The organism is Streptomyces sp. NPDC023527, assembly GCF_055560115.1.
The window spans coordinates 383,926-409,742 of the sequence record NZ_JBVHJJ010000006.1; the positions used below are offsets into that span (position 1 = coordinate 383,926).

The following is a 25,817-nucleotide window of genomic DNA, read 5'->3' on the forward strand; positions in this document are numbered from 1 at the left end:
AGGACCGTGTCGGATGGACGAGGGGAACATGACGATGGATCGCACGCGAGTGCCCCAGGTGAGACGTCGCGCGGCATGGGCAGCCACCGCTGTACTGGTCGGCACCCACCTGCTGGCGGTTTCCTTCAGCTCCGGTGCGGAGGCCGCGTCCCCTGCCCAGCAGGCTTTCGAGTCGTCCACGACATGGAAGCCCCCGGCGGGGGTGACCAAGGCGACCGTCTACATCTGGGGTGCCGGTGGGACCGGCGGAGGGGGAGGCGGCGGCGGCGGGGGCGGTGGTGGCGAAGCCGCCGTCACCAACTTCTTCGACGCCCAGGCCGGAGCTGATGGACGCAAGGGCGGCTCAGGTGGAGCGGGAGGGGCTGGAGGTGGCGGCGGTGGCGGCTCCTACCTGGCCTGCCAAGTGACGCTGGACGCCTCCCACACGTACCGCGTGTCGATCGCGGGGGGAGGCAGCGGGGGCGAAGGCGGCGTCAAGGGCCAGGGCGGTGCGCCGGGCACCGGGAGTTCCGGCCAGGACGGTCAGAGCGGGCGGTCGGGCAGGCCGGGCAACAACGGCAACGAGACGCGTCGCAGGACCGAGTTGTTCGACACGACGGAGGACGTGCAAGTGGCCGACGTCGACGAAGGTCCCGCCGGCAGCCGTGGGCTGGAGGGGACAGGTGGTGAAGGCGGCGGCAAGAGCGGCGGCCGTGGTCACGACGGCAAGCCGGGCACCGCCGGCACTGTCACACACAAGGCATGGCCGGGAAGGTGCCCGGGAGGCAAGGTGAAGGAAACCCTCCAGGGCGGCGCCGGCAGCCAAGGCAGGAAGCAATACTTCCCGGGAGCCGGCGGGGCGCCGGCCAAGACCACCGGGCCAGGAGGGATGAAGCTGCCTCAGGGGACCGGCGTCGGCGGGCAAGGCGGTCTGGGAGGACGAGGCGGGTCCTCGGGAATGGGCGCGGTGGTCCACCACGATCCCGCAAGCGCCGGAGGCAACGGCGGCGACGGTGTCCGTGGCAAGTCCGGTGGCAAGGGATACATGGTCATCACCTGGTAGCTCCGGTGCGAGAGCGTCGGGGAGGAGTCGGTGCGTGGGTCCGGGCCGACGGATGCCGACCGGCCGGGGGGGCTCGTACCGGCCGGGGGCTCGTACCGGCCGGGGCCCGGGTGCGGCGGTCGGGGCCGGGGCCCAGGACTTGGCCCGGCACCCAGGTCGGGTGATCGCCCGGACCCGATCACGATGGGCGTCAACCCCCGTTGCCACCAGGCCCTCAGGGGCACCGCCTCCACCGATCCGGCGGCAGCCACTCGTCACTCGTTGGTGGGGGCGGAGAGCGCGTCGGACGTGTTCCAACGCGCGACGGGGCCACACTCACCCGCATGAATCCGCTCTCCACGCCCGTAAGCCGACGGCAGTTGCTCCGCGCCGCAGGCGTGGCCGGTGCAGGGGTTGCCCTGGCCGCCACCGACGCCGAGGCCACCCATGGCGGGATGCCCACCGTGGGGCAGATCTACCGGCTCAGCCTGAACGCCTTCGGTGTCACCCTCGCCGCCAGCGCAGCGCCACCGCACACACGCGTGAACTTCGTCGGGGCGCGGACGCTGGCCATCCTGCCCGGCGGCGCCAAATTCGCCCGCTATGAAGTCCTCGACTTCGCCATGAACGCCTCGCACCCGCTGCTCGGGAGGGTCACTCTGGGGCCGCCCGTGGTCAGTACTCCGAACAGCAGGATCAGCAGATCCTCCAATGGGCTCGTGGAGGACTGGCGTCAGCCGATGGTGATGACCGTCGAACGTCTCGGCGGCCGGAAGGGACCGTTCGTCTTCGCGACCGCCAGCGCGCCGCATCTCGTCGCCCACCTCAGCCGGTTCCCGCCGCCACGGCAGAGGGTTCACCGCGATGGGTCGCCGGTGGGCGGGGCGCTGTACAGGGCGCAGGAGCCGATCAGGTTGACCTCGTCGGGCGACGGCCGCACCGTGGTCAGGCTCGAACGGTTCGACGTCAATCAGGGACGGATCTGATCAGGATCGTCGGGCCCGCACCATGAGGGTTCCGACGTCCTGGTGGTCCGGTGCCGCCAGGACGTCGGCCTCGATCTCGGTGAAGCCGGACCGCTTCAGGAGGTCGGCCCACGCCTCGGGCCCGTACGCCCAGCGCTGGACGGCGAGCTTTCGGCCGGCGTAGCCGTTGGCGTACATGGCCTGGGGGCCGTAATTGCCGTCCAGGGCCTCCGCGTGGGAGAAGGCGAAGACGCCGCCGGGGTTGAGCCGTTCGAAGACGAGGGGGAAGAGGATCTCGGGATCGGTGAACCAGACCGCGCCCCAGACCGAGTAGACGGCGTCGAAGGTGTCGTCCACCTTCGTGAGGTAGTCACATGCCTCCGCCTCCACGAACCGCACCCCGGCCGTCCGGCGCCACCAGCCCCGCGCCCGCTCGATCTGCACGGTGGAGAAGTCCAGCGCGGTGACCCGCACTCCCTTGCGTGCGAGGTAGACCGCTTCCTTGCCCTCGCCGGAACCGAGCTCCAGGACCGTGCGGGGCTTCAGCAGGAACGCGTCACCGGGGCCGTGCCCGGGGTATTGCGTCCACTCGAACGTGGCAGCGGCCGGGACCTGATCCCCGCTGTCGCCGCGCGGCTTGAACGTATCCCAGTACTCAGGCAGATCACGCGCCGATCGGTGCATGCGGCGGCTCCTCGGAAGGCTACAGAGGCAGGGCGTCCGTCAGATCCGACACCGTACCGCCTCGGACGCCCCTTCCCCGGGGCGCCTTTGCCGCTCGGCGCGGCGCTGTGCGGACCTCGTGCGCGACGAGGGCGTCGGTCCCGCCACCCGACGCCCCCGGCCGCCGGCGCACGGCCTCAGTTCATGGCCGTCTCCGCGCGCACCTCCTCGCCCGTCGTGTCCCGCAGTTCGCCGTCCAGGCGCAGCCAGCGCGTCACGCCGAGGGACTCCAGGAAGCGCAGGTCGTGGCTGGCGACGATCAGGGCGCCCTCGTACGACTCCAGGGCCGTGGTCAGTCGGCGGACGCTCGCCATGTCGAGGTTGTTCGTCGGTTCGTCCAGCATCAGGAGCTGCGGGGCGGGTTCGGCGAGCATCAGGGCGGCCAGGGTGGCCCGGAAGCGCTCGCCGCCGGACAGCGTCGCGGCGCGCTGGTCGGCGCGCGCGCCCTTGAACAGGAAGCGGGCCAGGCGTGCCCGGATGCGGTTGTCGGTCGCCTCGGGGGCGAACCGCGCCACGTTCTCGGCGACGGTCAGCTCCTCGTCCAGGACGTCGAGCCGCTGGGGCAGGAAGCGCAGCGGCACATGGGCCACCGCCTCCCCGGAGAGCGCGTCCAGCTCGCCGGCGATCGTGCGCAGGAGCGTCGTCTTGCCCGCGCCGTTGCCGCCGACGAGGGCGATCCGCTCGGGGCCGCGCAGCTCGAACTCGCCCTTCACACGGGCCCCGTACTTCAGGTGGAGCTCGCGCAGGGTGAGCACGGAGCGGCCCGGCGGCACCGCCGTGGAGGGGAGGTCGACGCGGATCTCGTCGTCGTCGCGGACGGCTTCCACGGCCTCGTCGAGCCGTTCCCGCGCCTCGGCGAGCCTGTTCTCGTGCAGGATGCGGTGCTTGCCGGCGGAGACCTGGGCCTGCCGCTTGCGCTCCCCCATGACGATCTTGGGTTCGCGCTTGGTGGCCTCCATCTTCTGGCCGTACCGCTTGCGCCGGGCGAGCTTGACGTGGGCGTCGGCCAGCTCGCGCTTCTGCTTGCGCAGGTCGGACTCGGCGGCCCGCACCAGGCGCTCGGCCGCCTCCTGCTCGGCGGCGAGCGCCTCCTCGTACGCGGAGAAGTTGCCGCCGTACCAGGTGACTTCGCCCGCCCGCAGGTCGGCGATCTGGTCGACGCGGTCGAGGAGTTCACGGTCGTGGCTGACCACGATCATGACGCCGGACCACGCCTCGACGGCCGCGTACAGCCGCCGGCGTGCGTGCAGGTCGAGGTTGTTGGTGGGCTCGTCGAGGAGGAGGACGTCGGGGCGGCGCAGCAGCAGCGCGGCCAGGTGGAGCAGGACCGATTCGCCGCCGGAGATCTCGCCGACGCCCCGGTCCAGGCCGATGTGGTCCAGCCCCAGTCCGGCGAGCGTCGCCGTGGCGCGCTCCTCGACGTCCCAGTCGTCGCCGACCACCGTGAAGTGCTCCTCGCGGACGTCGCCCGTCTCGATGGCGTGCAGCGCGGCACGTATGCCGGTGATGCCCAGGACGTCCTCGACGCGGAGCGTGGTGTCGAGCGTGATGTTCTGCGGCAGATAACCCAGCTCGCCGGCCACGCGGACCGTGCCGCCGGTCGGTGCGAGCTCGCCGCTGATCAGCTTGACCAGGGTCGATTTTCCCGATCCGTTGAGACCGATGAGGCCGGACCTGCCGGGCCCGAAGGCGACCTGGAGGTCGTCGAAGACGGTGGTGCCGTCCGGCCAGGCGTAGGAGAGCGATGCGCAGGTGATGGAAGTGGAGGGGGCAGACATGCGGGCCTCACGTGGTTGCTGGAGGAAGTGGCCAGGACAACGTGTCGGGACACCACAGGGCGACCATGCTCGGCGAGCGGGGATCGGGGATCCCCGCACCGGCGGGAGGACGGCTCGATGCTCGAGGTCGCACACGGAACGCGGGCAGCGGCGGCGCCGTGACGGCGGTGGCTGCGTGACGCGCGGTGTCTCAGGACCTCAGACGAGCAACGTCCTTCTCCGATCTACGGCAACAGGGGCGTCGCCCAACGTACGAGGGCGCCGACGACGGCGTCAACGCGTTATTCGCGATTGGCGCGCGGGCGCCTTGTCACCCGTACCGCGCCGGGATGGAATGCGGATGACGATGCTCCACGCCGATGCGACAGGAGTGGGTTGCCGCGTGATTCACATGACCGAGACCCTGGCCGTGCACACGATCGAGGGCTTCCTCACGCCCGACGAGATCTCTCAGGTGACGAAGGTGCTGGACGAGCATGTGGCGGCGACGGGCTGGGTTCCCGCGCGGCCGAGCGACGGGATGACGCCGCCCGAGGAGGTGCAGGACATCATGTCGGGCGCCGTCGAGCGCGCCCTGCCCGCCATTCGCCGGGTGTTCCCGTCCGTCGCGGGCGTCACACCGTGGGACTACCACGACCTGGGCCCCGGTGACCGGATCGATCCGCACCTCCATGGCGTGGACGACCCGGACACGCGGCCGCAGCGGGTCGCCCGGGTGGCCTTCCACTTGCAGGAGGCGGCACGCGGCGGGCAGTTCTTCGTCGACACGTGCTCGTCGGACGCGCTGTGGACCGGGCGCACCGCCACCGCGGGCAGCGGCTTCGCCCCGGGGACGCGCTTCACCCGGGAGATCTCCCACGAGGCCGGGCCGGAGGCTGTCGCGGAGCTGCGAGCCGTCCCGCACACCCGCTGGACCAGCGCACCACCGGCCGGGACCGCCGTCGTCTACGGCGCCCAGCTCGTGCACGGCGTCGAGGAGGTCGTCGAGGGACGGCTGCGCAAGCTGATCACGAACCTGCTGGACGGCCCGCCCCGCTGAGCGCACCGGGCCGCGCGGCGGTTGTACGGGGCCCGGAAGAGCCGCCCTCCGACGTACGGGGGCGTCGACGCATCATCAGGGAGCGGCCGGGAGGCGGATCCGTCATCATGCGCACCGGAGAAGCTGCAGCAGGCGATGACGAGGTCGGAAGGATCGCGCCATAGGTCCGGTTTCCTGCGCGGCCAGGCGCGCGGCGGTCAGCCCCCGCAGCCGCAGGAACGGCGGATGACCAGGGCCGACGGGAACTGCTTCAGGCGCTCGCGGCGGGAGCCGGCGACGCGGAGGCCGTCGTCGAGGACGAGGTCGACCGCCGAGCGGGCCATCGCGATGCGGTCGGAGGCGACCGTGGTCAGGGGCGGGTCGGTGAGAGCCGCCTCCTTGACGTCGTCGAAGCCGGCGACCGCCAGCTCGCCGGGGACGTCGATGCGCAGCTCGCGCGCGGCGCGCAGGACGCCGATGGCCTGGTCGTCGGTGGCGCAGATGAGGGCCGGGGGGCGGTCGGGACCGGAGAGGATCTCGAGGGCGACCTGGTAGGCGTCGTAGCGGTTGTACGGGGCCTGGAAGAGCCGGCCTTCCAGGGACTTCCCGGCCTCCCGCATGGCGCGGCGCCAGCCTTCGACGTGGTCGGTGACGGGGTCGCCGACGGTCGGGGTCTCTTCGGTGCCGCCGAGGCAGGCCACGTACGGATGGCCGTGCTCCAGCAGGTGGCGGGTGGCGAGCTGGGCGCCGCCCACGTCGTCCGTGACGACGGCGACGTCGTCGATCGCGTCCGGACGGCGGTGCATCAGCACCACCCGTGCGTCCCACGCGTCGATCTCCGTGGCGGCGTGCTCGCTCGGTCCCTGACTGATCAGGATCAGACCGGAGACGCGCATGCCCAAAAAGGCGCGCAAATAGTGCACTTCGCGCTCGTCGAGATAGTCGGAGTTGCCGACGAGCACCATTTTTCCGCGCTCGGCGGCCGCTTGCTCGACGGCGTGGGCCATCTCGGCGAAGAACGGCTGACGGGCGTCCGGGACGATCAGACCTATGAGGTCCGTCCGTCGGGACGCCATCGCCTGGGCGACCCGGTCGGGGCGGTAACCCAGCTCCTTGATCGCGGCCAGGACACGCTCGCGCGTGGCCGGGGCCACCGGCCTCGGCCCGTTGTTGATGACGTAGCTGACCACCGCGGTCGACGTCCCCGCAAGTCTCGCCACATCGTCCCGCGTCACCTTGGCCACGACGGGCAGTCTACGCGGGTCCACCTAGCGTTTGACCGGCCGAACGGTATCGGTTCGGTCAGTCTCCGGCCCCTCCGCGCGGGGCCGCTCGGACGGCTCCTTCGCCTTGGCCTCCTCGGTGCGATCGGCCCCCTTCTCCGGCTTCTCGGGGACCACGAAGCGGTAGCCGACATTCCGAACGGTGCCGATCAGCGACTCGTGCTCCGGGCCGAGCTTGGCGCGCAGCCGCCGCACATGGACGTCGACCGTGCGCGTACCGCCGAAGTAGTCGTAGCCCCACACCTCCTGGAGCAGCTGGGCCCGGGTGAAGACCCGGCCGGGGTGCTGCGCGAGGTACTTCAGCAGCTCGAATTCCTTGAAGGTCAGATCCAGTATCCGGCCCTTCAGCTTCGCGCTGTACGTCGCCTCGTCGACCGACAGGTCGCCCGTACGGATCTCCATCGGGCTGTCGTCCGTGGTGATCTGCTGGCGGCCCATCGCCAGCCGCAGCCGCGCCTCGACCTCGGCCGGGCCCGCGGTGTCCAGCAGGACGTCGTCGACGCCCCAGTCCGCGGTGACGGCGGCGAGACCGCCCTCGGTGACCACCAGGATCAGCGGGCAGCCGGGGCCGGTGGAGCGCAGCAGCTGGCAGAGGCTGCGTACGTGCGGGAGGTCGCGGCGGCCGTCGATCAGTATGACGTCGGCCCCCGGGGTGTCCACGAGCGCCGGACCCTCGGCCGGGGCCACCCGCACGCTGTGCAGCAGCAGGCCCAGCGCGGGCAGCACCTCCGTGGACGGCTGGAGGGCATTGGTCAGGAGCAGCAGGGAGCTCATCGGCTGCCACCCGCCCCGGTCGTACGGTTCTGGCGGATCTGCGCGCGTCGCTCGCCCATGACGTCGGTTCCTCCTCGGTCCCTGCGAAGGGGGCACCACCCAGGGCCTGGCTCTGGGGGAGTATGCGGCTCTGCTTCGTACGGTTACGGGCTGTGCGCGCCCTGGAGCACGCGTGCGCTCATTCGCGCGGGCGCGCGTCCGAATGCACAAAAGGACCCGGGGGCTACTCTGCCCGGATCCTCTCTGCCCAGCAGAATAGCCCACATGGCTTTCGGAGGTACGGACGATTTTGCACGACCTTGTGTTTCGTCGATCACTTCGAGTGGTCATCGTCGGGCCCTCTTGACAGCGGATGGGGTCCGCATCGAGGCGGCGTACGAGCCGTACGAGGGCCCCGCGACCGGCGCCGGGCCGGTGCCCGCGGTCGTGCTGGCGCACGGCTTCACGGGCGCGCTGGACCGTCCCGGGCTGCGCCGCGCGGCGCGGGTGTTCGCCCAGCGTGCGGCCGTGATCACGTTCTCCTTCCGGGGCCACGGGCGCTCCGGGGGCCGGTCCACGGTGGGCGACCGCGAGGTGCTGGACCTGGCGGCGGCGGTGGAGTGGGCCCGCGCGCTGGGACACGAGCGGGTGGCGACGGTCGGCTTCTCCATGGGCGGCTCGGTCGTCCTGCGGCACGCCGCGCTGTACCGGCCCGCCGGCCCGGGGCATGGGGGGCGCACTGAGGCACACGCCGACATGGTGGTCGCCGTGAGTGCGCCGGCCCGTTGGTACTACCGGGGGACGGCGCCGATGCGGCGGCTGCACTGGGCGATCTCGCGCCCTTCCGGCCGCGTGATCGCCCGGATCGGGCTACGGACGCGGGTGCATTCGGAGGACTGGGACCCGGTCCCCTTGTCCCCCACGGAGGCGGTTCCCTTGATCGCGCCTCGGCCGCTCTTGATCGTGCACGGGGACCGTGACACGTACTTTCCGCTGGATCACCCGCGGATGCTTGCCGCTGCCGCGGGTCCGGGGTGTGTGGAGCTGTGGATCGAGCGGGGGTTCGGCCACGCGGAGAATTCGGCGGGGGTTGAGCTTTTGGAGCGGGTTTCGGGGTGGGTGTCCTCAAACGCCGGACGGGCTTGATTCCCGAGCCTTGTCCTCAAACGCCGGACGGCTGGAGTGGCGGGCCCGACCCGATTACTCGCCCCCACCGGGCTCAGCGTTGCCCTCAAACTCCCCCAGCTAACGCTGGGAGGTGCCCCCGGACGGGCTTGGTTGTGCGGGAGGCGTCGGGACGCGCAGGGTCCTTGCAGGGCGTAAAGCGAAGCAGCCCTGCAAGGACCCGGAGCGGCACGGCGCCGCACCTGACCACGGCGGGAGGCCAAACCACCCCGCACACGACGACTGCGGTCAGCAAAATCAAGCCCGTCCGGCGATTGAGGACACCTGAAGCCGCAGCCGGAAACCAGGGTCAAGCCCCAGCGACCGGCGCCGCAAACTGCGCGGCATACAGCCGCGCATACGCGCCCCCGGACGACAGCAGCGCGTCATGCGACCCCTGCTCCACGATCCGCCCCGACTCCATCACCAAAATGACATCCGCATCGCGAATCGTCGACAGACGGTGAGCGATGACGAAGCTCGTCCGCCCAGCCCGCAGCCGCGCCATCGCATGCTGGATCAAGACCTCCGTACGCGTGTCGACGGAGCTCGTCGCCTCGTCCAGGACGAGGATCTCCGGCTCGGCGAGGAAGGCGCGGGCGATCGTGATGAGCTGCTTCTCGCCGACGCTGACGTTGGAGCCCTCCTCGTCGAGGACGGTGTCGTAGCCGTCCGGCAGTGTCCGGACGAAGCGGTCGACGTGGGTGGCCCTCGCCGCCTCGACGATCTTGTCCATGGAGGTGCCGGCAGGCGCCCCGTAGGCGATGTTCTCGGCGATCGTGCCGCCGAAGAGCCACGTGTCCTGGAGGACCATGCCGATGTGCGAGCGCAGCTCCTCGCGGGACATCCCCGCGATGTCGACGCCGTCGAGGGCGATGCGCCCGCCGCTCACTTCGTAGAACCGCATCAGCAGGTTGACCAGCGTGGTCTTGCCGGCGCCGGTGGGGCCGACGATGGCGACGGTCTGGCCGGGCCGCACCGTGAGCGACAGGTCCTCGATGAGCGGCTTGTCGGGCTCGTAGCGGAAGGAGACCTTCTCGAACGAGACGCGGCCGAGCACCTGCTCCGGCTTCTGCGGGGCGGCCGCCTCCGGCGACTGCTCCTCCGCGTCGAGGAGCTCGAAGACGCGCTCGGCGGAGGCGACGCCGGACTGGACGAGGTTGGCCATGGAGGCCACCTGCGTGAGCGGCTGGCTGAACTGGCGCGAGTACTGCACGAACGCCTGGACGTCACCGATGGACAGCGAGCCGGAGGCGACCCGCAGGCCGCCGACGACGGCGACGAGCACGTAGTTGAGGTTGCCGATGAACATCATCGCGGGCTGGATGATGCCGGAGATGAACTGGGCCTTGAAGCCGGCGGCGTAGAGGTCCTCGTTCTCCTTGCGGAAGGTCTCCGCGGACTCCTTCTGGCGGCCGAAGACCTTGACCAGCGAGTGGCCGGTGTACATCTCCTCGATGTGGGCGTTGAGCTTGCCGGTGGTCTTCCACTGGGTGACGAACTGCGGCTGCGCGCGCTTGCCGATCTTCGTGGCGACGACGACGGACACCGGTACGGTGACCAGCGCGACGAGGGCCAGCAGCCAGGAGATCCAGAACATCATGGCCAGCACGCCGACGATGGTCAGCAGGGAGGCGACTATCTGGCTGAGGGTCTGCTGGAGGGTCTGCGCGATGTTGTCGATGTCGTTGGTGGCGCGGGAGAGGACCTCGCCGCGCTGCTGCTTGTCGAAGTAGCTCAGCGGCAGCCGGCCGAGCTTCTCCTCGACCTCCTCGCGCAGCCGGAAGACGGCGCGCTGGACGACGGTGGTGGCGATGCGGGCCTGGACGAACCCGAAGAGGGACGCGCCGACGTAGATCAGCAGGACCCACAGCAGGACCTGGCCGACGGCGTCGAAGTCGATGCCCCGGCCGGGGGTGAAGTCGACGGAGGCGAGCAGGTCGGCGACCTGGCCGTGGCCCTCGCGCCGCATGGTCTCGATGGCCTCGGCCTTGCTGACGCCCTCGGGGAAGCGCCGTCCGACGACACCGGCGAAGATCAGGTCGGTGGCCCGGCCCAGGATCTTGGGGCCGAGGACGGTCAGCGCGACGCTGGCGACGCCGAGGGCCAGCGCGAAGGCGATGATCGCGCGCTCGGGGCGGAGCGTGCCCAGGAGCCGCTTGCTGGAGCCCGCGAAGTCCATGGACCGCTCGGTGGGCTGGCCGCCCATGAAGCGGGCGATGCCGGTCGCCGGGGCGGGGCCTCTGCGCGCCGGGGCGGCGGGCTGTTCTTTTCCGCCCTGTCCGGGCTTTTCCGGGGTCGTCACGCCGCCTCCTCCTCGGTGAGCTGGGAGAGCACGATCTCCCGGTAGGTCTCGTTCGACGCCATCAGCTCGGTGTGGGTGCCGGTGCCGACGACGCGGCCCTCGTCCAGGACGACGATCCGGTGGGCGTCGCGGATGGTGGACACCCGCTGGGCGACGATGACGACGGTCGCGTCCTCCGTCTCCCGGGCCAGCGCGGCGCGCAGCCGCGCGTCGGTGGCGTAGTCGAGGGCGGAGAAGGAGTCGTCGAAGAGGTAGATCTCCGGGCGGCGGACCAGCGCGCGGGCGATGGCCAGGCGCTGCCGCTGGCCGCCGGAGACGTTGGAGCCGCCCTGGGAGATGGGCGCCTCCAGGCCCAGTTCCATGCTCTCGACGAAGTCGCGGGCCTGCGCGGTCTCCAGGGCCCGCCACAGCTCCTCGTCGGTCGCGTCGGGCTTGCCGTAGCGGAGGTTGGAGGCGATGGTGCCGGAGAAGAGGTAGGGCTTCTGGGGGACGAAGCCGACGGTCTCCGAGGCCAGGACCGGGTCGAGCTCGCGTACGTCGACGCCGTCGACGAGGACCGAGCCGCCGGTGGCGTCGAACAGCCGGGGCACGAGGCCGAGCAGCGTGGACTTGCCGCTGCCGGTCGAGCCGATGACGGCCGTGATCTCACCGGGGCGGGCGACGAGGGAGACGTCCTTCAGGACGGGCTCCTCGGCGCCGGGGAAGCGGAACTCCACACCGGACAGCTCCAGGTGCCCGGCGCGGCGGAGCTCGGTGACGGGCGCGGCCGGGGGCACGACGCTGGAGTCGGTGGCCAGGACCTCCTGGACGCGCTCGGCACAGACCTCGGCGCGCGGCACCATCATGAACATGAAGGTGGCCATCATGACGGCCATCAGGATCTGCATGAGGTAGCTGAGGAAGGCCGTCAGCGCGCCGATCTCCATGTCGCCGCTGTCGATGCGGTGGCCGCCGAACCACAGGACGGCGATCGAGGAGAGGTTCACGACGAGCATCACGGTCGGGAACATCAGCGACATCAGCCGGCCGGCGCGCAGCGACACGTCCATGAGCTCGGTGTTGGCCGCTCGGAAACGTTTCCGCTCGTGGGTGTCGCGGACGAAGGCCCGGATGACACGGATGCCGGTGATCTGCTCGCGCAGGACGCGGTTGACCGTGTCGATGCGCTCCTGGACGCCACGGAAGATGGGCCGCATCCGCCAGATGATCAGCGAGACGATGATGCCCAGGACCGGGACGATCACCAGCAGCAGCGCGGAGAGCGGCACGTCCTGGTTGAGGGCCATCATGATGCCGCCGACGCACATGATCGGCGCGGACACCATCAGGGTGAAGGACATCAGGACCAGCATCTGGACCTGCTGCACGTCATTGGTGGTACGGGTGATCAGCGAGGGTGCGCCGAACTGGCCCACCTCGCGGGCCGAGAAGGACTGCACCCGGTCGAAGACCGCGGCCCGCAGGTCGCGGCCGAGCGCCATGGCCGTACGGGCGCCGAAGTAGACCGCTCCGATCGCGCAGACGATCTGGATGACGGAGACGCCCAGCATCCAGCCGCCGAGCTCCAGGATGTAGCCGGTGTCGCCCTTGACGACACCGTTGTCGATGATGTCGGCGTTCAGGGTGGGGAGATAGAGCGTGGCAAGCGTCTGGACGAGCTGCAAGAGCACGACCAACGCGATCGGTTTGGAGTAGGGCCTCAAATACGCCCGCATAAGTCGTACCAACACACCGCGCAGCCTATGGGAACGCCCCGCCGCGCGGCCTCCCGTTTTACCGGCGGCGGGCCGTGGGCCGCCCGGCACCCGTCATCATGGGAGGCGCAGATGAAGGAAAGGGGTCGCCGTGGCGACGACACAACCGGCACATCCGGTGAAACCGGCTCTGTCGGGTGAGCTGCCGAAGCAGCCGGGACCGGCGGGCACGATCCGGTACTGGGCCGCGGCGAAGGCCGCCGCCGGCACGGCCGAGGAGCCGTTCACGGCCCGGACGCTGGCCGAGGCGCTCGACGCCGCACGGCGGCGCCACGCGGAGCGCCCGGAATTCGCGCGGGTGCTGCTGCGCTGCTCCTTCCTCGTGGACGGCGACCCGGTCGGCACGCGCGACCACACGACGGTCCAACTGGCGGAGGGCGGCACCATCGAGGTGCTCCCGCCCTTCGCAGGAGGGTGACCCCGCCACCATGAGCGATCAGCCGCACAACCCGTACGAGCCGCGAGAGCCGTACGACCCGTACCAGCCGCACGAGACCTACGGGCAGCAGCACGAGGGCTACGCCCAGCGGCGTGGGCAGCAGCACGAGGGCTACGGGCAGCAGGAGAGCCACGGGCACTACGACCAGCAGGGCGCGCACCCCCCGGCGCAGGCTCCGGGCGCGTACGACGCGCACAGCCCCTACAACGGCGCGTACGACCCGTACGCGGCGCAGGGGCAGGCGCACGCGCAGCAGCCCCCGACGCCCTCGGCGTGGCCCACGACACAGGGCGGGCAGCAGGGTTACGCCCAGCAGTCCGAGCCCCTGACCCAGACCTGGCAGACGCCGACCTGGGACACCCAGACCTGGCAGCGGCCCGAGCCCGAGCCCGCCCCCGCGGCGGATCAGGGGTACGGCTCGCAGCGGCCCGGCGGACCGCTGCCGGACGCCGTCCCGGGCCACCCCGACGGCTCTTCCGGCGCCTTTGGCCCGTACGCGCACCGGACCGGCGGCCACCGCCGTGCCGACGACGGCGCGGCCGGCGCCGCCGACCGGCCGCGCGCGGCGGAGTCGCGCGCGCCGGGCCGGCACGCGCAGCCGGCGCCGCCCGTACCGGACCGGGTGGCGGAGCCGACAGCCGCGCCGTCCGGGCCGGACGCCGGCGAACGGCCGATGACGGCCGCGGAGAAGGCGAAGGCCGAGGGCCGTCCGCAGATCCTCTCGCCGGGCCTCAAGCCGGCCCTGCTGACGACCGTGCTGGCGGCGCTGCTCGCGCTGACCGCGCCCCTGGGGCAGGTGGCGCTGGCGGTGCCGGTGGTGCTGCTGCAGGCGGTGACGGCGGCGGGCTGGTTCCGGCTGAACGGGATGTGGCCCGCGCGGCAGGGCATCGCGCTGGCGTTCATGGGCGGTCTGGCCGCCGACATCGGGCTGCTGGCCACGGACGCCGACCAGGCACCGACCGTGCTCATCGGCACGCTCGGGGTGTGGCTGCTGCTGACGCTCGTCCTCCAACTGCGCAGCCACGCGGGGCCCGACGAGCGCTTGCAGGGGCTGATGGTCGCGGGCGCCTCGGCGGCCCTCACCGTCGTCGCGACCGGGCACCTCGCCTCGGCCGCCCACTCCGACGCGGTCGTGGTCGGCGCGGTGGGTGTCGCCGTGGCGGCCCTGGCCCGCGCGCTGCCGCTGCCGTCCTTCGCCTCCCCGATCGTCGCGCTGATCGCGGCGGCGGGCTCCGGCGTGGCCACCGGCGGACTGACCGGCATGGGCACCTCGGCCGCGCTCCTCGCGCCGGCGGCGGGCGTCTGCGCGCTGATCGGCCTGCGGGTGGCGAGCTACGACTACCCCTCGCGGTTCGTCCACATGACGGCGGGCGTCGCCCTGCCGCTGACGGTGGCCGCGCCCGCGATCTATGTGATCGGCCGGGCGCTGGCCTGACCGGCGCCCCACCCGTCCCGGTGACCTCCGTGGCCACGGAGGTCACCGGTCGTTCCATCGGCTTCCCGACCGGGTCCGGTTAGGCTCCCTGCACAGGCAAGGGGCCTGACCGAAACCCGGGGGAGCGAGACATTCGATGCGCGCAATACGGATAACCCTGATCGTCGCCGTGATTCTGGGGGCACTCTTCGTGGGCGCGGACCGGCTCGCGGTGTACCTCGCCGAGGACCAGGCCGCCGAGAAGATCCGCAGCAGCCAGGGCCTCTCCGGCACCCCGGAGGTCTCGATCAAGGGCTTTCCGTTCCTGACCCAGATAGCCGGCTCCAGCCTCGACGAGGTCGAGGTCAAGATGGACGGCGTCACCGCCGGTTCGGGCCGTGAGTCGGTGCGGGTCTCGGCCTTCGACGCCACGCTGCACGACGTCCGCATCGACAGCAGCTTCTCCTCCGCCGTCGCCGACCGCGCGACGGGCACCGCGCGCATCACGTACGAGGAGCTCACCAAGGCCGCCGCCGATCCCGGCGTGACGATCGCCTACGGCGGCACGAGCGCCTCCGGCAAGAGCCAGGTCAAGGTCACCGGCAAGGTGATGATGATGGGCCAGACCGTCGAGCGCAGCGTCGTCTCCACGGTGAGCGTGCAGAACGGCGACACCGTCCGCGTACGGGCCGACGAGGTGCCGTCGCAGGGCATCCCGGGCCTGGAGGACGCCGTCCGCCGGAAGATCGACCTGGACCGCCGAATCAACGGCCTGCCCAAGGGCATCAAGCTGGACAAGGTCGTCACCACGCCGGAGGGCGTCGACATCACGCTCACCGGTTCGCAGGTGAACCTGGCGGGCTGAGGCCCGTAACCCGCACGGGGCGCCGGTCCCCCACCCGGAGCCCCGTCCAGCACGGTCCAGCACGCGAGACGCGCATGTCCGTACGACAGAACACGTACGGACCCCCGGCCCGGAACCCGCTCGTCCGGCCTCTCCTCAGGCGAGGCGATCCCACATGGTGGAAGATCTCGTCTCGCAATTCGACACACCGGTGACACGCACGCCTGTCCGTCCCTACGATCGGACGCATGAAGCGACAGGCGGATCTCACGAAGCGGCGGGCAGTAGACCTGTGCCGCGTCGCCGCCATGCTCTGTCGTCATGTCTGACGGGGACCAAGCCCCCGGCGGTCCCTCCCTTCCGCCGGCCGCTCGTCCCCCGCTTGTTCCGCCTCGCCCCGTCGAGGCCCTCCCACACCATCAGCTGCGCGGCGCCACGCCCCCTCTCTCGCGTACCCGCGCACATTCCGCAACTGCCCCGGAGGAGAACAGCATGAGCCGCAGTGACGTCCTGGTGGACGCCGACTGGGTACAGGCCCGCATCGACGCAGGCGACCCGAAGACCGTCATCGTCGAGGTCGACGAGGACACCTCGGCCTACGAGAAGAACCACATCAAGAGCGCGGTCCGCATCGACTGGAAGTCCGACCTCCAGGACCCGGTACGCCGTGACTTCGTCGACCAGGCCGGCTTCGAGAAGCTGCTCTCGGAGAAGGGCATCGCCAACGACGACACCGTCGTCCTCTACGGCGGCAACAACAACTGGTTCGCCTCGTACGCCTACTGGTACTTCAAGCTCTACGGCCACCAGGACGTGAAGCTCCTCGACGGCGGCCGCAAGAAGTGGGAGCTGGACTCCCGCGACCTGGTCGCCGAGGTGCCGGAGCGCCCGCGCACCGAGTACCGGGCCAAGCCCCAGGACGCGTCGATCCGCGCGTTCCGCGACGACGTCATCGCCGCCATCGGCTCGCTCAACCTCGTCGACGTGCGCTCCCCCGACGAGTTCAGCGGCAAGCTGCTCGCCCCGGCGCACCTCCCCCAGGAGCAGTCGCAGCGCCCCGGCCACGTGCCCAGCGCCCGCAACATCCCCTGGTCGAAGTCGGCCAACGACGACGGCACCTTCAAGTCCGACGACGAGCTCAAGGCGATCTACGAGGGCGCCGGCGTGGACCTGTCCAAGGACACCATCGCCTACTGCCGCATCGGCGAGCGCTCCGCGCACACCTGGTTTGTGCTGCACGAGCTGCTGGGACAGCCCAACGTCCGCAACTACGACGGCTCCTGGACCGAGTACGGCTCGCTGGTCGGCGTGCCGATCGAGCTCGGCGCCGGCAACTGACCCGTCCCCCCAACCCTCAAGGATCACTTATGTGTGGAGCAAAGGCCGGCGGCCCGGACGCCTCGACCGCCAAGCCCGGTGAGACCACCATCCAGGGTTCGGTGACCCTGGACGGCCAGCCCGTCAGCGGTTACGTCCGCCTGCTGGACAGCACCGGCGAATTCACCGCCGAGGTGCCCACGTCCGCGACCGGACAGTTCCGCTTCTACGCGGCCGAGGGCCGGTGGACGCTGCGGGCGCTCGTGGCCGGCGGGAAGTCCGCCGACCGTACGGTCGTCGCGCAGCAGGGCGGCCTGGCGGAGGTCGCCATCGCCGTCTGAGAACGGCTCACCTACGGCCGAAGGGCCGCACCCCGGGGTTGGACGCCTTGATGGGGGTGCGGCCCTTCGCGCCGTCGCCTGTTCGCACGGCCGCCTCTTCGCACCGCTCGCGGCCGGTCGTACGGTGGATGCATGTACACGCGGCGCCGCCACTGGTACTTCGCCATGATGGGCACCTGCATCGGCCTGTTCGTCCTGGCGTGGGCGGTGGTGCGCCTGTGGTCGGTGCCGGCCGCGGTCGCGATGTGCCTGGTGGCGATGGTGATCCCGCCCGTGGCGGCCGTCGTGGCCAACCGCAGGGGGCCGGACGACCGCTGGTGGGACGACCCCTCGGGCGACCCGAAGTCGGACGAGTGGTGGGACGAGCTGGACGGCAAGCGCCGCCGATGACGGCGAGCGGCGGCCGACGGGCGAGCGGCGGCCAGTGGACGAGCAGTGGGCCGGCGGCGGCTAGTAGACCAGCGCCTGCGCGCCCTCCGCCATGATCTCGCTGACGAAGACCTGCGCCCCGGCGATGCGCGCGCCCTCGATGAGGTCCTTCTCCTCGATGTCCCGGCGCGCCGCGCACTGCGTGCACACCGTGATCATGCCGCCGCCGACCCGGATCCCCTCGATCAGGTCGGGCAGCGGCGCCGCGTGCGGCAGCTCGAACTCCGCCGCCCGCCCCGGCAGCGCGAACCACGACGACTCACCGGTCAGCCACAGCGACACCTCGACGCCACTCGCGACGGCGACCGCCGCCACCGTGAACGCCTGCGAGCACCGCTCGGGCGCGTCCGCCCCGGCCGTCACCTTGATCACGAGCTTCTTGTACGCCATGCGATCACTCTAGGGCCCGCCGCCACCGTGCGGGCCGGGGGACGATCGACCTCACAGCGCCGCTCCGGACACGTCCGACTAGACTCGGCAGCGGTCCGTACACCCTCACTCCGACCGAGGAGCGCGCTCGTGCTTGAGGCAGTCTTCACCTCCCTGCTTGTCCTGGTCGTCGTCGGCGTTCTCGCGTTCGCCGGGCTGACCTGGAAGAAGCTGTACCAGGGCCAGCGCTGACCTTGTCGTTGACCGTTCACCTAGAGATCGTCTGAGCCCTCCATGATCGAGATTCCGTCCGACCTCCACCCGGACCTCGTGCCCCTGGTCTTCCTCCTCGGCAAGTGGGAGGGCGCGGGCGTCGCCGACTTCCCCGGTGCCGAGAAGTGCAACTTCGGGCAGGAAGTCGTCTTCACCCACGACGGCCGTGACTTCCTGGAGTACCACTCGCACAGCTGGGTTCTCGACGCCGAGGGCAAGATGGGCCGCCCGCTGGAGTCCGAGAGCGGCTACTGGCGGATCGACAAGGACCGCAAGGTCGAGGTCGTCATGATCCGCGACGCGGGTGTCGCCGAGGTCTGGTACGGCGAGCTCGCCGACCAGAAGCCGCAGATCGACCTGGCGACCGACGCCGTCGCCCGCACCGAGGCGTCCGGCCCGTACACCGGCGGCAAGCGCCTGTACGGCTACGTCAAGGGCGACCTGATGTGGGTCGGCGAGAAGGCGACCCCCGAGGTGCCGCTGCGCCCCTACATGTCGGCGCACCTCAAGAAGATCGCCGACCTCCAGGAGTGGGCGCAGAACCTGCCCGACGACATGCCGGACGGCGTCGCCTTCTTCAACCCGGACGGCACGCCCTACACCGGCTGAGCACGACCTACGAGAGCCTCGCTCTCACCACGCCCCGCGGGGGAAGTCCGGTCGAAGTCCGGCGCTGACCCGCAACGGTGGGCGGAGGGACCCTTGACGGTTCCCCCCGCGAGCCCGATCACCCGCGGCGGCGTCAGCTCCTGACAACTCGCCGTGGACTGCGAGGGGACGCCCCCGCGGATCGCGTTCGGGGCCGCTCCTTGGGACGCAGGGAAGCGGCCCGAGCCGAAGGCGTACCCCGTGGGGATCCCCTCCCAGGTCACCTCTCCCAGCACGACGGGCCCGCCCGGCAGGCCACCGGCTCCGCGCCGGGTGCCGCTGCCGCCCCTGCTGGCCGGCCTCGGGGCAGCGCTGATCGGCTCGCTGCTGTGCTGTATCGGCCTCGGTTCCTCCGGGGTGACCTGGTCGCGGACGCTGCGCTATCTCTGGGCCGGGCTGAGCGGCGGGTCCATCGCGCCCGACGAGGTCTCCGCCTACACCATCATCTGGGAGCTGCGCTTCCCGCGCGCCCTGCTCGCCGCCGTCGTCGGCGCCGGGCTCTCCGCGACCGGCGTCGCCGTCCAGGCCATGGTCCGCAACGCCCTCGCCGACCCCTTCGTCCTCGGGATCTCCTCGGGCGCCGCCGTCGGGGCGAACGCCGTGCTGCTCTTCGGGGCCCTGGGCTCGCTCGGCGTGTGGGCGCTGTCCGGCGCCGCGTTCTCCTCCGCGCTCGCCGCGATGCTGCTCGTCTACGCGGCGGCGCGCACCGCGCAGGGGCTGACCCCGCTGCGGCTGGTGCTCACCGGCACCGCCATGCACTACGGCTTCGCGGCCGCCACCACCTTGATGGTCTTCAGCGCCGACCGCGGGGAGGCGGCCCGCTCCGCCATGATGTGGCTGCTCGGCAGCCTCGGCGGGGCCACCTGGGGGTCCGTGCCCATCGCGGCGGGCGTCGTCGGCTGCGGGCTCGGCTTCCTGCTCTGGTCGGCGCGGAACCTGAACGCCCTCGCCATGGGCGACGAGACCGCCACCGCGCTCGGCGTGGACCCCGAGCGGATGCGCCGGCGGCTGTTCGTCGTCACGGCCGCCGTCACGGGCGCCGTCGTCGCCGTCAGCGGTGCGATCGGTTTCGTCGGCCTGATGGTCCCGCACGTCACCCGCATGCTCGTGGGCGCCGACCACCGCCGGGTGCTGACCGTCGCGCCCCTGCTGGGCGCGGTGCTGCTCCTGTGGGTCGACATCCTCTCCCGGCTGCTGCTGGCGCCCGTGGAGCTGCCGGTCGGTGCCATCACGGCCGTCATCGGCGTGCCGTGCTTCGTGCTGCTCATGCGGCGCCGCGGCTACACCTTCGGAGGGGCTTAGAGCATGCGCGTCGACATCGAGGACCTGTCGGTCGAGATCGCGGGCGCCCGGCTCGTCGCGGACATCGCGCTCCGGGCGGACAGCGGCCAGTTCGTCGGCCTGGTCGGGCCCAACGGCAGCGGCAAGTCCACCCTGCTGCGCTGCGTCTACCGCGCCCTGCGGCCGGCCACGGGCGGCGTCCGCCTCGACGGCGACGACCTGCACGCGCTGAGCGCCCGCGAGGGCGCCCGCAGGCTGGCGGCGCTGCCGCAGGAGTCGGCGAGCGAGTTCGACTTCACCGTCACCGAGATCGTCGCCATGGGGCGGCTGCCGCACCAGAGCGCCGCCGCGCGCGTCACGGCGGACGACACCCGGGTCTGCGCGGCGGCCCTGGAGCGGGTCGGCGCGGCCCACCTCGCGGGGCGGGGCTTCCTGACCCTGTCGGGCGGTGAGAAGCAGCGGGTGCTGATCGCCCGGGCCCTGGCACAGCAGCCGAAGGTGCTGGTCCTGGACGAGCCGACGAACCACCTGGACATCGCGCAGCAGCTGGAGGTCCTGGCGCTGGTGCGGGGCTCCGGGCTGACGGTGCTGGCCGCGCTGCACGACCTCAATCTGGCCGCCACCCACTGCGACGCGCTGTACGTCATCGCGGACGGCCGCATCGTGGCCTCCGGCCCGCCGCACGACGTGCTGACCGCCGAGTTGCTCGCGGACGTCTTCGGCGTACGGGCCCACCGGGTGCCGCACCCCGAGTCCGGCGCCCCGCAACTGCTCTTCGACCGCCTCCCCACCCCGTAAGGCTTCCCCCAGTTAAGGACGCGCCATGGCCACCGCCGCCGCCCGTACCGCCCGTACCCTCACCGCGCTTCTCGCCGCCGTCGCCCTCGCGGGCTGCGGCGCGAAGGTCGACGACTCCGGGGACGGTGAGCATGCCAAGGGGGCCGGGGGGAGGAAGGGGCACTACCCCGTGACCGTCGAGAACTGCGGGGTGAAGACGACGTACGACAAGGCCCCGCGGCGGGTGGTGACCAACGACGTCGGCATCGCGGAGATCATGTTCGCGCTCGGCCTGGAGGACCACATGGCGGGGTACGTGGCGCCGGACTACAAGGGCGACCGCGAGGCCGTGGCCTGGAAGGACGGCTACAAGAAGGTGAAGTGGCTGTCCAAGAAGGAGATCACCAAGGAGATCGCCCTGGACGCCAAGGCGGACCTGGTCTTCGCGGGCTGGAACTACGGCTTCGGCGAGGGCAACGGCTTCACCCCCGCGTCCCTGAAGAAGCTCGGCATCGGCAGCTACGTCCTCACCGAGTCCTGCCGCAACGGCGGCAGCGCCAAGTCCCGCGGTGTGATGCCGCCGCTGGAGGCGCTGTACACCGATCTGGAGACGCTGGGGAAGGTCTTCGACGTCGAGGAGCGGGCGGCGAAACTCGTCGCCGGGTTCAAGAAGCAGGTCGCCGACGCCCAGGCGCGGATCCCCGAAAACGGCGAGCGGCCCAGCGTCTTCCTCTACGACGACGGCCGGGACAAGCCGCTGACCTCCGGCGCGTACGCCGGTCCGCACGACATCATCACCAAGGCCGGCGGCGACCACGTGATGAAGGACCTCAAGGACTCCTGGACGTCGGTCAGCTGGGAGACGGTCGTGGACCGGAACCCGGACGTCATCGTGATCAACAACTACGGCGACGTGACGGCGGAACAGAAGAAGGAGTTCCTCAAGTCCTACGCCCCGCTCGCCAACGTCTCGGCGATCAAGAACGACCGCATTTTCGTCCTCGACTACGTCGACCTCGTCGAGAGCCCCCGCAACCCCGCGGCCATCGCCGCGCTCGCCGGGTATCTGAAGGGGGTACGGACCGGCTGACGCTGCCTAGACTGGGGGCGTGGTGGACACCGACTGGCAGAGCAACCTCCGTAAGCGCGGGTACCGGCTGACCCCGCAGCGCCAGCTCGTCCTGGAGGCGGTCGACCGGCTGGAGCACGCGACCCCGGACGACATCCTCACCGAGGTCCGCAAGACCGCGGGCGGGGTCAACATCTCCACGGTCTACCGGACCCTGGAGCTGCTGGAGGAGCTGGGGCTGGTCAGCCACGCCCACCTCGGGCACGGCGCGCCCACCTACCACCTCGCCGACCGGCACCACCACATACACCTCGTCTGCCGGGACTGCACGGGCGTGATCGAGGCGGATCTGTCGGTGGCGGGGCCGTTCACCGATCAGCTGCGCGAGACGTTCGGCTTCGAGACGGACATGAAGCACTTCGCGATCTTCGGCCGGTGCGCCGACTGCGCGGCGAAGGGCGAGGGTGGCGGGTCGGGCCCCGGCGCGGGAACCGATTCCGCTTCCGGCGCGGGGACCGGCTCCGACGCCGGTTCCGGCGGCTCTTCGGGGGCGGTGGCGGGCGGGTCGTAGGCTTGTGCGCATGCTGCGTCAATCGAAAGCCAGCCCGCTGTTGTCGCTGCCCGGTGCCGTCGGCGCCGAGGGCCCGGACGAAGGCGTCGCCGCGCACTACGGCGAACTCTTCCGCGAACAGCGCGCGCTCGCCGGCGGGTCCGGTTTCGTCGACCTCTCGCACCGCGGGGTCGTCACCGTCACCGGCGCCGACCGGCTGAGCTGGCTCCACCTGCTCATCACCCAGCATGTGAGCGAGCTCCCGGCCGGACAGGCCACGGAGGCGCTGATCCTCTCCGCCAACGGCCACATCGAGCACGCGCTCTATCTGGTCGACGACGGGGAGACGACCTGGGCGCACGTGGAGCCGGGCACCCAGGGCGACCTCATCGCGTATCTGGAGAGCATGAAGTTCTTCTACCGCGTCGAGGTCGCCGACCGTACGGACGACTTCGCCGTGGTGCACCTGCCGGCGGGCTCGATCGCCGAGGTGCCGGACGGGGTGACCGTGCGCGAGACGGCGCACGGCCGCGACCTGTTCCTGCCGCGCGAGCGGCTGACGGACTTCGCCGCCACGCACGGCCCCGCGGTGGGCGTCCTGGCGTACGAGGCGCTGCGCGTCGAGGCGCACCGCCCGCGGGTGGGGCTGGAGACCGACCACCGCACGATCCCGCACGAGCTGGGCTGGATCGGCACGGCGGTGCACCTGCAGAAGGGCTGCTACCGCGGCCAGGAGACGGTCGCCCGCGTCCACAACCTCGGCAAGCCGCCGCGCCGCCTGGTCTTCCTGCACCTGGACGGCAGCGAGGTGTCCCTGCCGGGCCACGGCGCCCCGGTCCGCCTGGCCGCCGACGGCCCCGAGGGCCGCCAGCTGGGCTTCGTCACCACCTCCGCCCGCCACCACGAGCTGGGCCCGGTGGCCCTGGCCCTGGTCAAGCGCAACGTCCCGCTGGACGCCCCCCTGCTGGTGGGAGAGGCGACGGCGGCGTCCCAGGAGGTCGTGGTCGAGCCGTAGCGGCCGCGCCTGGGCTGCTCAGACCTCGATCAGCACCGTGAACGGGCCGTTGTTCGTGAGGGACACCTTCATGTCCGCTCCGAAGCGGCCCGTCTCCACGTGCGCGCCCAGCGCGCGAAGCCGAGCGACGACCTCGTCGACCAGGGGCTCCGCGACCTCGCCGGGGGCGGCCGCGTTCCACGTGGGGCGCCGCCCCTTACGGGCGTCACCGTAGAGAGTGAACTGGGAGATCACCAGCAACGGCGCCCCCACATCCGAACAAGACTTCTCGTCTTCAAGAATGCGTACGGACCACAGCTTGCGGGCGAGCTGCGCGGCCTTCTCCGGGGTGTCCTCATGCGTCACTCCGACAAGGACGCAGAGCCCTTGTCCGATGATCTCCCCTACCGTCTCGCCGTCCACGACGACGGCGGCCCCGTCCACTCTCTGCACCACTGCACGCATACGGACCATGATGCCCTGCGTCCATCCAGGGCCGTTCGGGTGCCAGGACCCTGCGCCCGGACCTCACGGAGTGGCACGATGCGTGCAGGCGGTGCTTATGCGGGCAACGTGACCCGGGACGCCCACCGCCCGAGGGGAACGGAAACGCATGACCACACCCATTGAGGACGGCCCCATGCTCAAGGCAGCCGACAGCCTGCATCCCCGGCCGCCCAGCCAGCGCACCGGCCGGCAGGCGGACGTCCCCGGGCGGGCGCTGTGCGAGCTGCGCCTCACGGAGCTGCGCGGTCTGCGGCGGGAGGCGCAGCGGGACGAGGCGGACCTGAGCTATGTGCGGCGGCTGCTCCAGGGGCGGATCGACATCCTGCGGGCGGAGCTCTCGCGGCGGGCCTCGCCGGATGCGCCGGTCATGGCCAGGCTCGTCGTCGACCGGCTGTCGGAGATCCTCGCGGACGACCCGTCCACCCAGCGCTCCTCCGCCCGCCATGTGACGCTGGGAACCCCGCACAGCGAGCAGTACCGGCGGCTGGCCGAGGACATGCTGTCCGAGGTGGAGCTGTCGGACCTCGGCGCCCGCACCGACCACGAGCTGCACGAGGGCATGCGCCGCCTCATGTCGTACGAGCGGCAGGTCTCGGTGCGCCGCCAGCACCTTCAGCGAACGGCCGACGATTGCAGTGCCGAGATCGCCCGCAGGTACCGTGAAGGGGAAGCGCAAGTAGACGACCTCCTCTCGTGATCCACCGGGGGCGGTCCGCACCACCTCCCCCGGAAGGCCGACGATGACCTCCTCGACCCCACTCTCCTCCGCCGTCATACCCCCGGTCCTCGCCGAGGTCGTGCGTTCCGGCTTCGTCGAGGGCCACCATCGCGGTTCGCTGGTGGTGCTGGCGGCCGACGGCAGTGTCGAGCTGGCGCTGGGCGATCCGGCCGCCCCGGTCTACCCGCGCTCCGCGAACAAGCCGATGCAGGCGGCCGCCGTGCTGCGAGCCGGCCTGGAGCTGTCCGGTGAACGGCTGGCCCTGGCGGCCGCGAGCCACTCCGGGGAAGCCTTCCACCTCGATCTGGTCCGGAAGATGCTCGCCGAGTTCGAGATCTCCGAGGACACCCTGCAGACCCCGCCCGACCTGCCGCTCGACCCGGCGGAGGCCGAGACCTACCTGGCGGCCGGCCGCTCCCGCGACCGCGTCACCATGAACTGCTCCGGCAAGCACACGGCCATGATCGCCGTCTGTGTCGCCAACGGCTGGCCGGTGGACTCCTACCTCGCCCCCGAACACCCCCTCCAGCTCCTGGCCCTCCAGGCCGTGGAGGCGGCTAGCGGCGAGCGCGTCCACCACGTCGGGACGGACGGCTGCGGGGCGCCCCTGATGGCGATCTCCCTCATCGGCCTGGCCCGTGCCTTCCGCAGCTTCGTCCTGGCCGAGCCGGGCACCCCGGAGCGCCGGGTCGCGGACGCGATGCGCGCCCACCCGGAATACGTGGCCGGCTCCCGCCGCCCCGACACCTGGGTGATGCGCGAGGTCCCGGGCGCGCTGTCGAAGATGGGCGCCGAGGCCGTCCAGGCCGTGGCCCTGCCGGACGGCCGCGCCCTCGCGTTCAAGATCGACGACGGTGCGATGCGGGCCATGGGCCCCGTCCTGGCCCGCGGCCTGGAACTCCTCGGCGTCGACTCCCCTGTCATCGCCCGCATAGCCGACGCCCCCCTCCTGGGCGGCCCCCACCGCGTGGGGGAGGTCCGGGCGGCGTTCTGAGGGGGTCGGTCTGGGGCGTGGCCTGGGGCGTGGTCCGGGGCGTGGTCCGGGGCGGGCCGGCTGATGGACCTGCCGGTCCACCGGGAGGC

General features: G+C 71.5%; 27 protein-coding genes. 19 read left to right on the forward strand and 8 right to left on the reverse strand.

All coding sequences use genetic code 11. The features are described 5' to 3' along the window. The first annotated feature begins 13 nt into the window (after positions 1-13). Positions 14-1,042, forward strand: coding sequence for a hypothetical protein (locus ACZ303_RS14975; RefSeq protein ID WP_467338898.1), 1,029 nt, complete (start codon positions 14-16; stop codon positions 1,040-1,042). Positions 1,043-1,365: 323 nt separating this feature from the next. Further along, the gene (locus ACZ303_RS14980; protein ID WP_467338900.1) at positions 1,366-2,007 is read left to right on the forward strand and encodes a twin-arginine translocation signal domain-containing protein; all 642 of its coding nucleotides are present in this window, start codon (positions 1,366-1,368) and stop codon (positions 2,005-2,007) included. Here the strand turns inward: ACZ303_RS14980 and ACZ303_RS14985 are convergent, their stop codons facing one another. Next, positions 2,008-2,670, reverse strand: coding sequence for a class I SAM-dependent methyltransferase (locus ACZ303_RS14985; RefSeq protein WP_467338903.1), 663 nt, complete (start codon positions 2,668-2,670; stop codon positions 2,008-2,010). 176 nt (positions 2,671-2,846) lie between these two features. Continuing rightward, on the reverse strand, positions 2,847-4,487 hold the full coding sequence (locus tag ACZ303_RS14990; protein ID WP_467338905.1) for an ABC-F family ATP-binding cassette domain-containing protein: 1,641 nt from the start codon (positions 4,485-4,487) through the stop codon (positions 2,847-2,849). A 382-nt stretch (positions 4,488-4,869) separates the two neighbouring features. Here ACZ303_RS14990 and ACZ303_RS14995 point away from each other — a divergent pair, with 382 nt between their 5' ends. Continuing rightward, positions 4,870-5,526, forward strand: a complete 657-nt coding sequence (locus tag ACZ303_RS14995; RefSeq protein ID WP_467338907.1) for a hypothetical protein — start codon at positions 4,870-4,872, stop codon at positions 5,524-5,526. A 197-nt stretch (positions 5,527-5,723) separates the two neighbouring features. Here the strand turns inward: ACZ303_RS14995 and ACZ303_RS15000 are convergent, their stop codons facing one another. After that, a complete protein-coding gene (locus tag ACZ303_RS15000; RefSeq protein ID WP_467338909.1) occupies positions 5,724-6,749 on the reverse strand; it encodes a LacI family DNA-binding transcriptional regulator in 1,026 nt (341 codons plus the stop codon). A 24-nt stretch (positions 6,750-6,773) separates the two neighbouring features. Continuing rightward, positions 6,774-7,562 (reverse strand): response regulator transcription factor, encoded by a 789-nt coding sequence (locus ACZ303_RS15005; protein WP_467338911.1) that lies wholly within the window; start codon positions 7,560-7,562, stop codon positions 6,774-6,776. A 264-nt stretch (positions 7,563-7,826) separates the two neighbouring features. On the opposite strand from ACZ303_RS15005, the gene ACZ303_RS15010 reads away from it, so the two are divergent. Beyond that, positions 7,827-8,687 (forward strand): alpha/beta hydrolase, encoded by an 861-nt coding sequence (locus ACZ303_RS15010; RefSeq protein WP_467338913.1) that lies wholly within the window; start codon positions 7,827-7,829, stop codon positions 8,685-8,687. A gap of 328 nt (positions 8,688-9,015) precedes the next feature. On the opposite strand, the gene ACZ303_RS15015 is transcribed toward ACZ303_RS15010, so the two are convergent. Both ACZ303_RS15015 and ACZ303_RS15020 read right to left on the reverse strand, forming a co-directional pair. Next, complete coding sequence (locus ACZ303_RS15015; protein ID WP_467339045.1) at positions 9,016-10,914, reverse strand: ABC transporter ATP-binding protein; 1,899 nt, start codon at positions 10,912-10,914, stop codon at positions 9,016-9,018. A 92-nt stretch (positions 10,915-11,006) separates the two neighbouring features. Further along, entirely contained in the window at positions 11,007-12,740 is a 1,734-nt protein-coding gene (locus ACZ303_RS15020) for an ABC transporter ATP-binding protein (protein ID WP_467338915.1), read from the reverse strand. Positions 12,741-12,906: 166 nt separating this feature from the next. On the opposite strand from ACZ303_RS15020, the gene ACZ303_RS15025 reads away from it, so the two are divergent. The 7 genes from ACZ303_RS15025 (at position 12,907) to ACZ303_RS15055 (ending at position 17,509) form a co-directional block, all read left to right on the forward strand. Further along, on the forward strand, positions 12,907-13,182 hold the full coding sequence (locus tag ACZ303_RS15025) for a MoaD/ThiS family protein (protein WP_467339047.1): 276 nt from the start codon (positions 12,907-12,909) through the stop codon (positions 13,180-13,182). Between the two features lie 10 nt (positions 13,183-13,192). Further along, the gene (locus ACZ303_RS15030; RefSeq protein WP_467338917.1) at positions 13,193-14,638 is read left to right on the forward strand and encodes a hypothetical protein; all 1,446 of its coding nucleotides are present in this window, start codon (positions 13,193-13,195) and stop codon (positions 14,636-14,638) included. Between the two features lie 136 nt (positions 14,639-14,774). Beyond that, positions 14,775-15,482 (forward strand): LmeA family phospholipid-binding protein, encoded by a 708-nt coding sequence (locus ACZ303_RS15035; RefSeq protein ID WP_467338919.1) that lies wholly within the window; start codon positions 14,775-14,777, stop codon positions 15,480-15,482. Positions 15,483-15,709: 227 nt separating this feature from the next. Next, positions 15,710-15,790: a putative leader peptide gene (locus ACZ303_RS15040; RefSeq protein ID WP_359104787.1), complete on the forward strand. Its 81-nt coding sequence runs from the start codon at positions 15,710-15,712 to the stop codon at positions 15,788-15,790. A gap of 163 nt (positions 15,791-15,953) precedes the next feature. Next, positions 15,954-16,799, forward strand: coding sequence for a sulfurtransferase (locus ACZ303_RS15045; RefSeq protein ID WP_467338921.1), 846 nt, complete (start codon positions 15,954-15,956; stop codon positions 16,797-16,799). Positions 16,800-16,828: 29 nt separating this feature from the next. Then, positions 16,829-17,119 (forward strand): DUF1416 domain-containing protein, encoded by a 291-nt coding sequence (locus tag ACZ303_RS15050; protein ID WP_467338923.1) that lies wholly within the window; start codon positions 16,829-16,831, stop codon positions 17,117-17,119. 132 nt (positions 17,120-17,251) lie between these two features. Next, a complete protein-coding gene (locus ACZ303_RS15055) occupies positions 17,252-17,509 on the forward strand; it encodes a DUF3099 domain-containing protein (protein WP_467338925.1) in 258 nt (85 codons plus the stop codon). A gap of 60 nt (positions 17,510-17,569) precedes the next feature. On the opposite strand, the gene ACZ303_RS15060 is transcribed toward ACZ303_RS15055, so the two are convergent. After that, positions 17,570-17,938 carry a DsrE family protein gene (locus ACZ303_RS15060; protein WP_467338927.1) on the reverse strand — a complete coding sequence of 123 codons (369 nt, stop codon included), beginning with the start codon at positions 17,936-17,938 and terminating at the stop codon, positions 17,570-17,572. Positions 17,939-18,211: 273 nt separating this feature from the next. Between ACZ303_RS15060 and ACZ303_RS15065 the strand changes: the two genes are divergently transcribed. The 6 genes from ACZ303_RS15065 (at position 18,212) to ygfZ (ending at position 23,530) form a co-directional block, all read left to right on the forward strand. Next, the gene (locus tag ACZ303_RS15065) at positions 18,212-18,799 is read left to right on the forward strand and encodes a heme-binding beta-barrel domain-containing protein (RefSeq protein ID WP_467338929.1); all 588 of its coding nucleotides are present in this window, start codon (positions 18,212-18,214) and stop codon (positions 18,797-18,799) included. Between the two features lie 240 nt (positions 18,800-19,039). Then, entirely contained in the window at positions 19,040-20,140 is a 1,101-nt protein-coding gene (locus ACZ303_RS15070; RefSeq protein ID WP_467338931.1) for a FecCD family ABC transporter permease, read from the forward strand. Between the two features lie 3 nt (positions 20,141-20,143). Continuing rightward, positions 20,144-20,917, forward strand: a complete 774-nt coding sequence (locus tag ACZ303_RS15075; RefSeq protein ID WP_467338933.1) for an ABC transporter ATP-binding protein — start codon at positions 20,144-20,146, stop codon at positions 20,915-20,917. Positions 20,918-20,942: 25 nt separating this feature from the next. Beyond that, entirely contained in the window at positions 20,943-21,986 is a 1,044-nt protein-coding gene (locus ACZ303_RS15080) for an ABC transporter substrate-binding protein (protein ID WP_467338935.1), read from the forward strand. Between the two features lie 19 nt (positions 21,987-22,005). Next, the gene (locus ACZ303_RS15085) at positions 22,006-22,536 is read left to right on the forward strand and encodes a Fur family transcriptional regulator (protein ID WP_467338937.1); all 531 of its coding nucleotides are present in this window, start codon (positions 22,006-22,008) and stop codon (positions 22,534-22,536) included. A 10-nt stretch (positions 22,537-22,546) separates the two neighbouring features. After that, on the forward strand, positions 22,547-23,530 hold the full coding sequence (gene ygfZ / locus ACZ303_RS15090; protein ID WP_467338939.1) for a CAF17-like 4Fe-4S cluster assembly/insertion protein YgfZ: 984 nt from the start codon (positions 22,547-22,549) through the stop codon (positions 23,528-23,530). An 18-nt stretch (positions 23,531-23,548) separates the two neighbouring features. Here the strand turns inward: ygfZ and dtd are convergent, their stop codons facing one another. Beyond that, positions 23,549-23,974 carry a D-aminoacyl-tRNA deacylase gene (dtd, locus tag ACZ303_RS15095; RefSeq protein WP_467338941.1) on the reverse strand — a complete coding sequence of 142 codons (426 nt, stop codon included), beginning with the start codon at positions 23,972-23,974 and terminating at the stop codon, positions 23,549-23,551. A 148-nt stretch (positions 23,975-24,122) separates the two neighbouring features. Between dtd and ACZ303_RS15100 the strand changes: the two genes are divergently transcribed. Further along, positions 24,123-24,713, forward strand: a complete 591-nt coding sequence (locus ACZ303_RS15100; protein WP_467338943.1) for an RsiG family protein — start codon at positions 24,123-24,125, stop codon at positions 24,711-24,713. Positions 24,714-24,756: 43 nt separating this feature from the next. Then, positions 24,757-25,728, forward strand: a complete 972-nt coding sequence (locus ACZ303_RS15105) for an asparaginase (protein WP_467338945.1) — start codon at positions 24,757-24,759, stop codon at positions 25,726-25,728. The last annotated feature ends 89 nt before the right edge of the window (positions 25,729-25,817 follow it).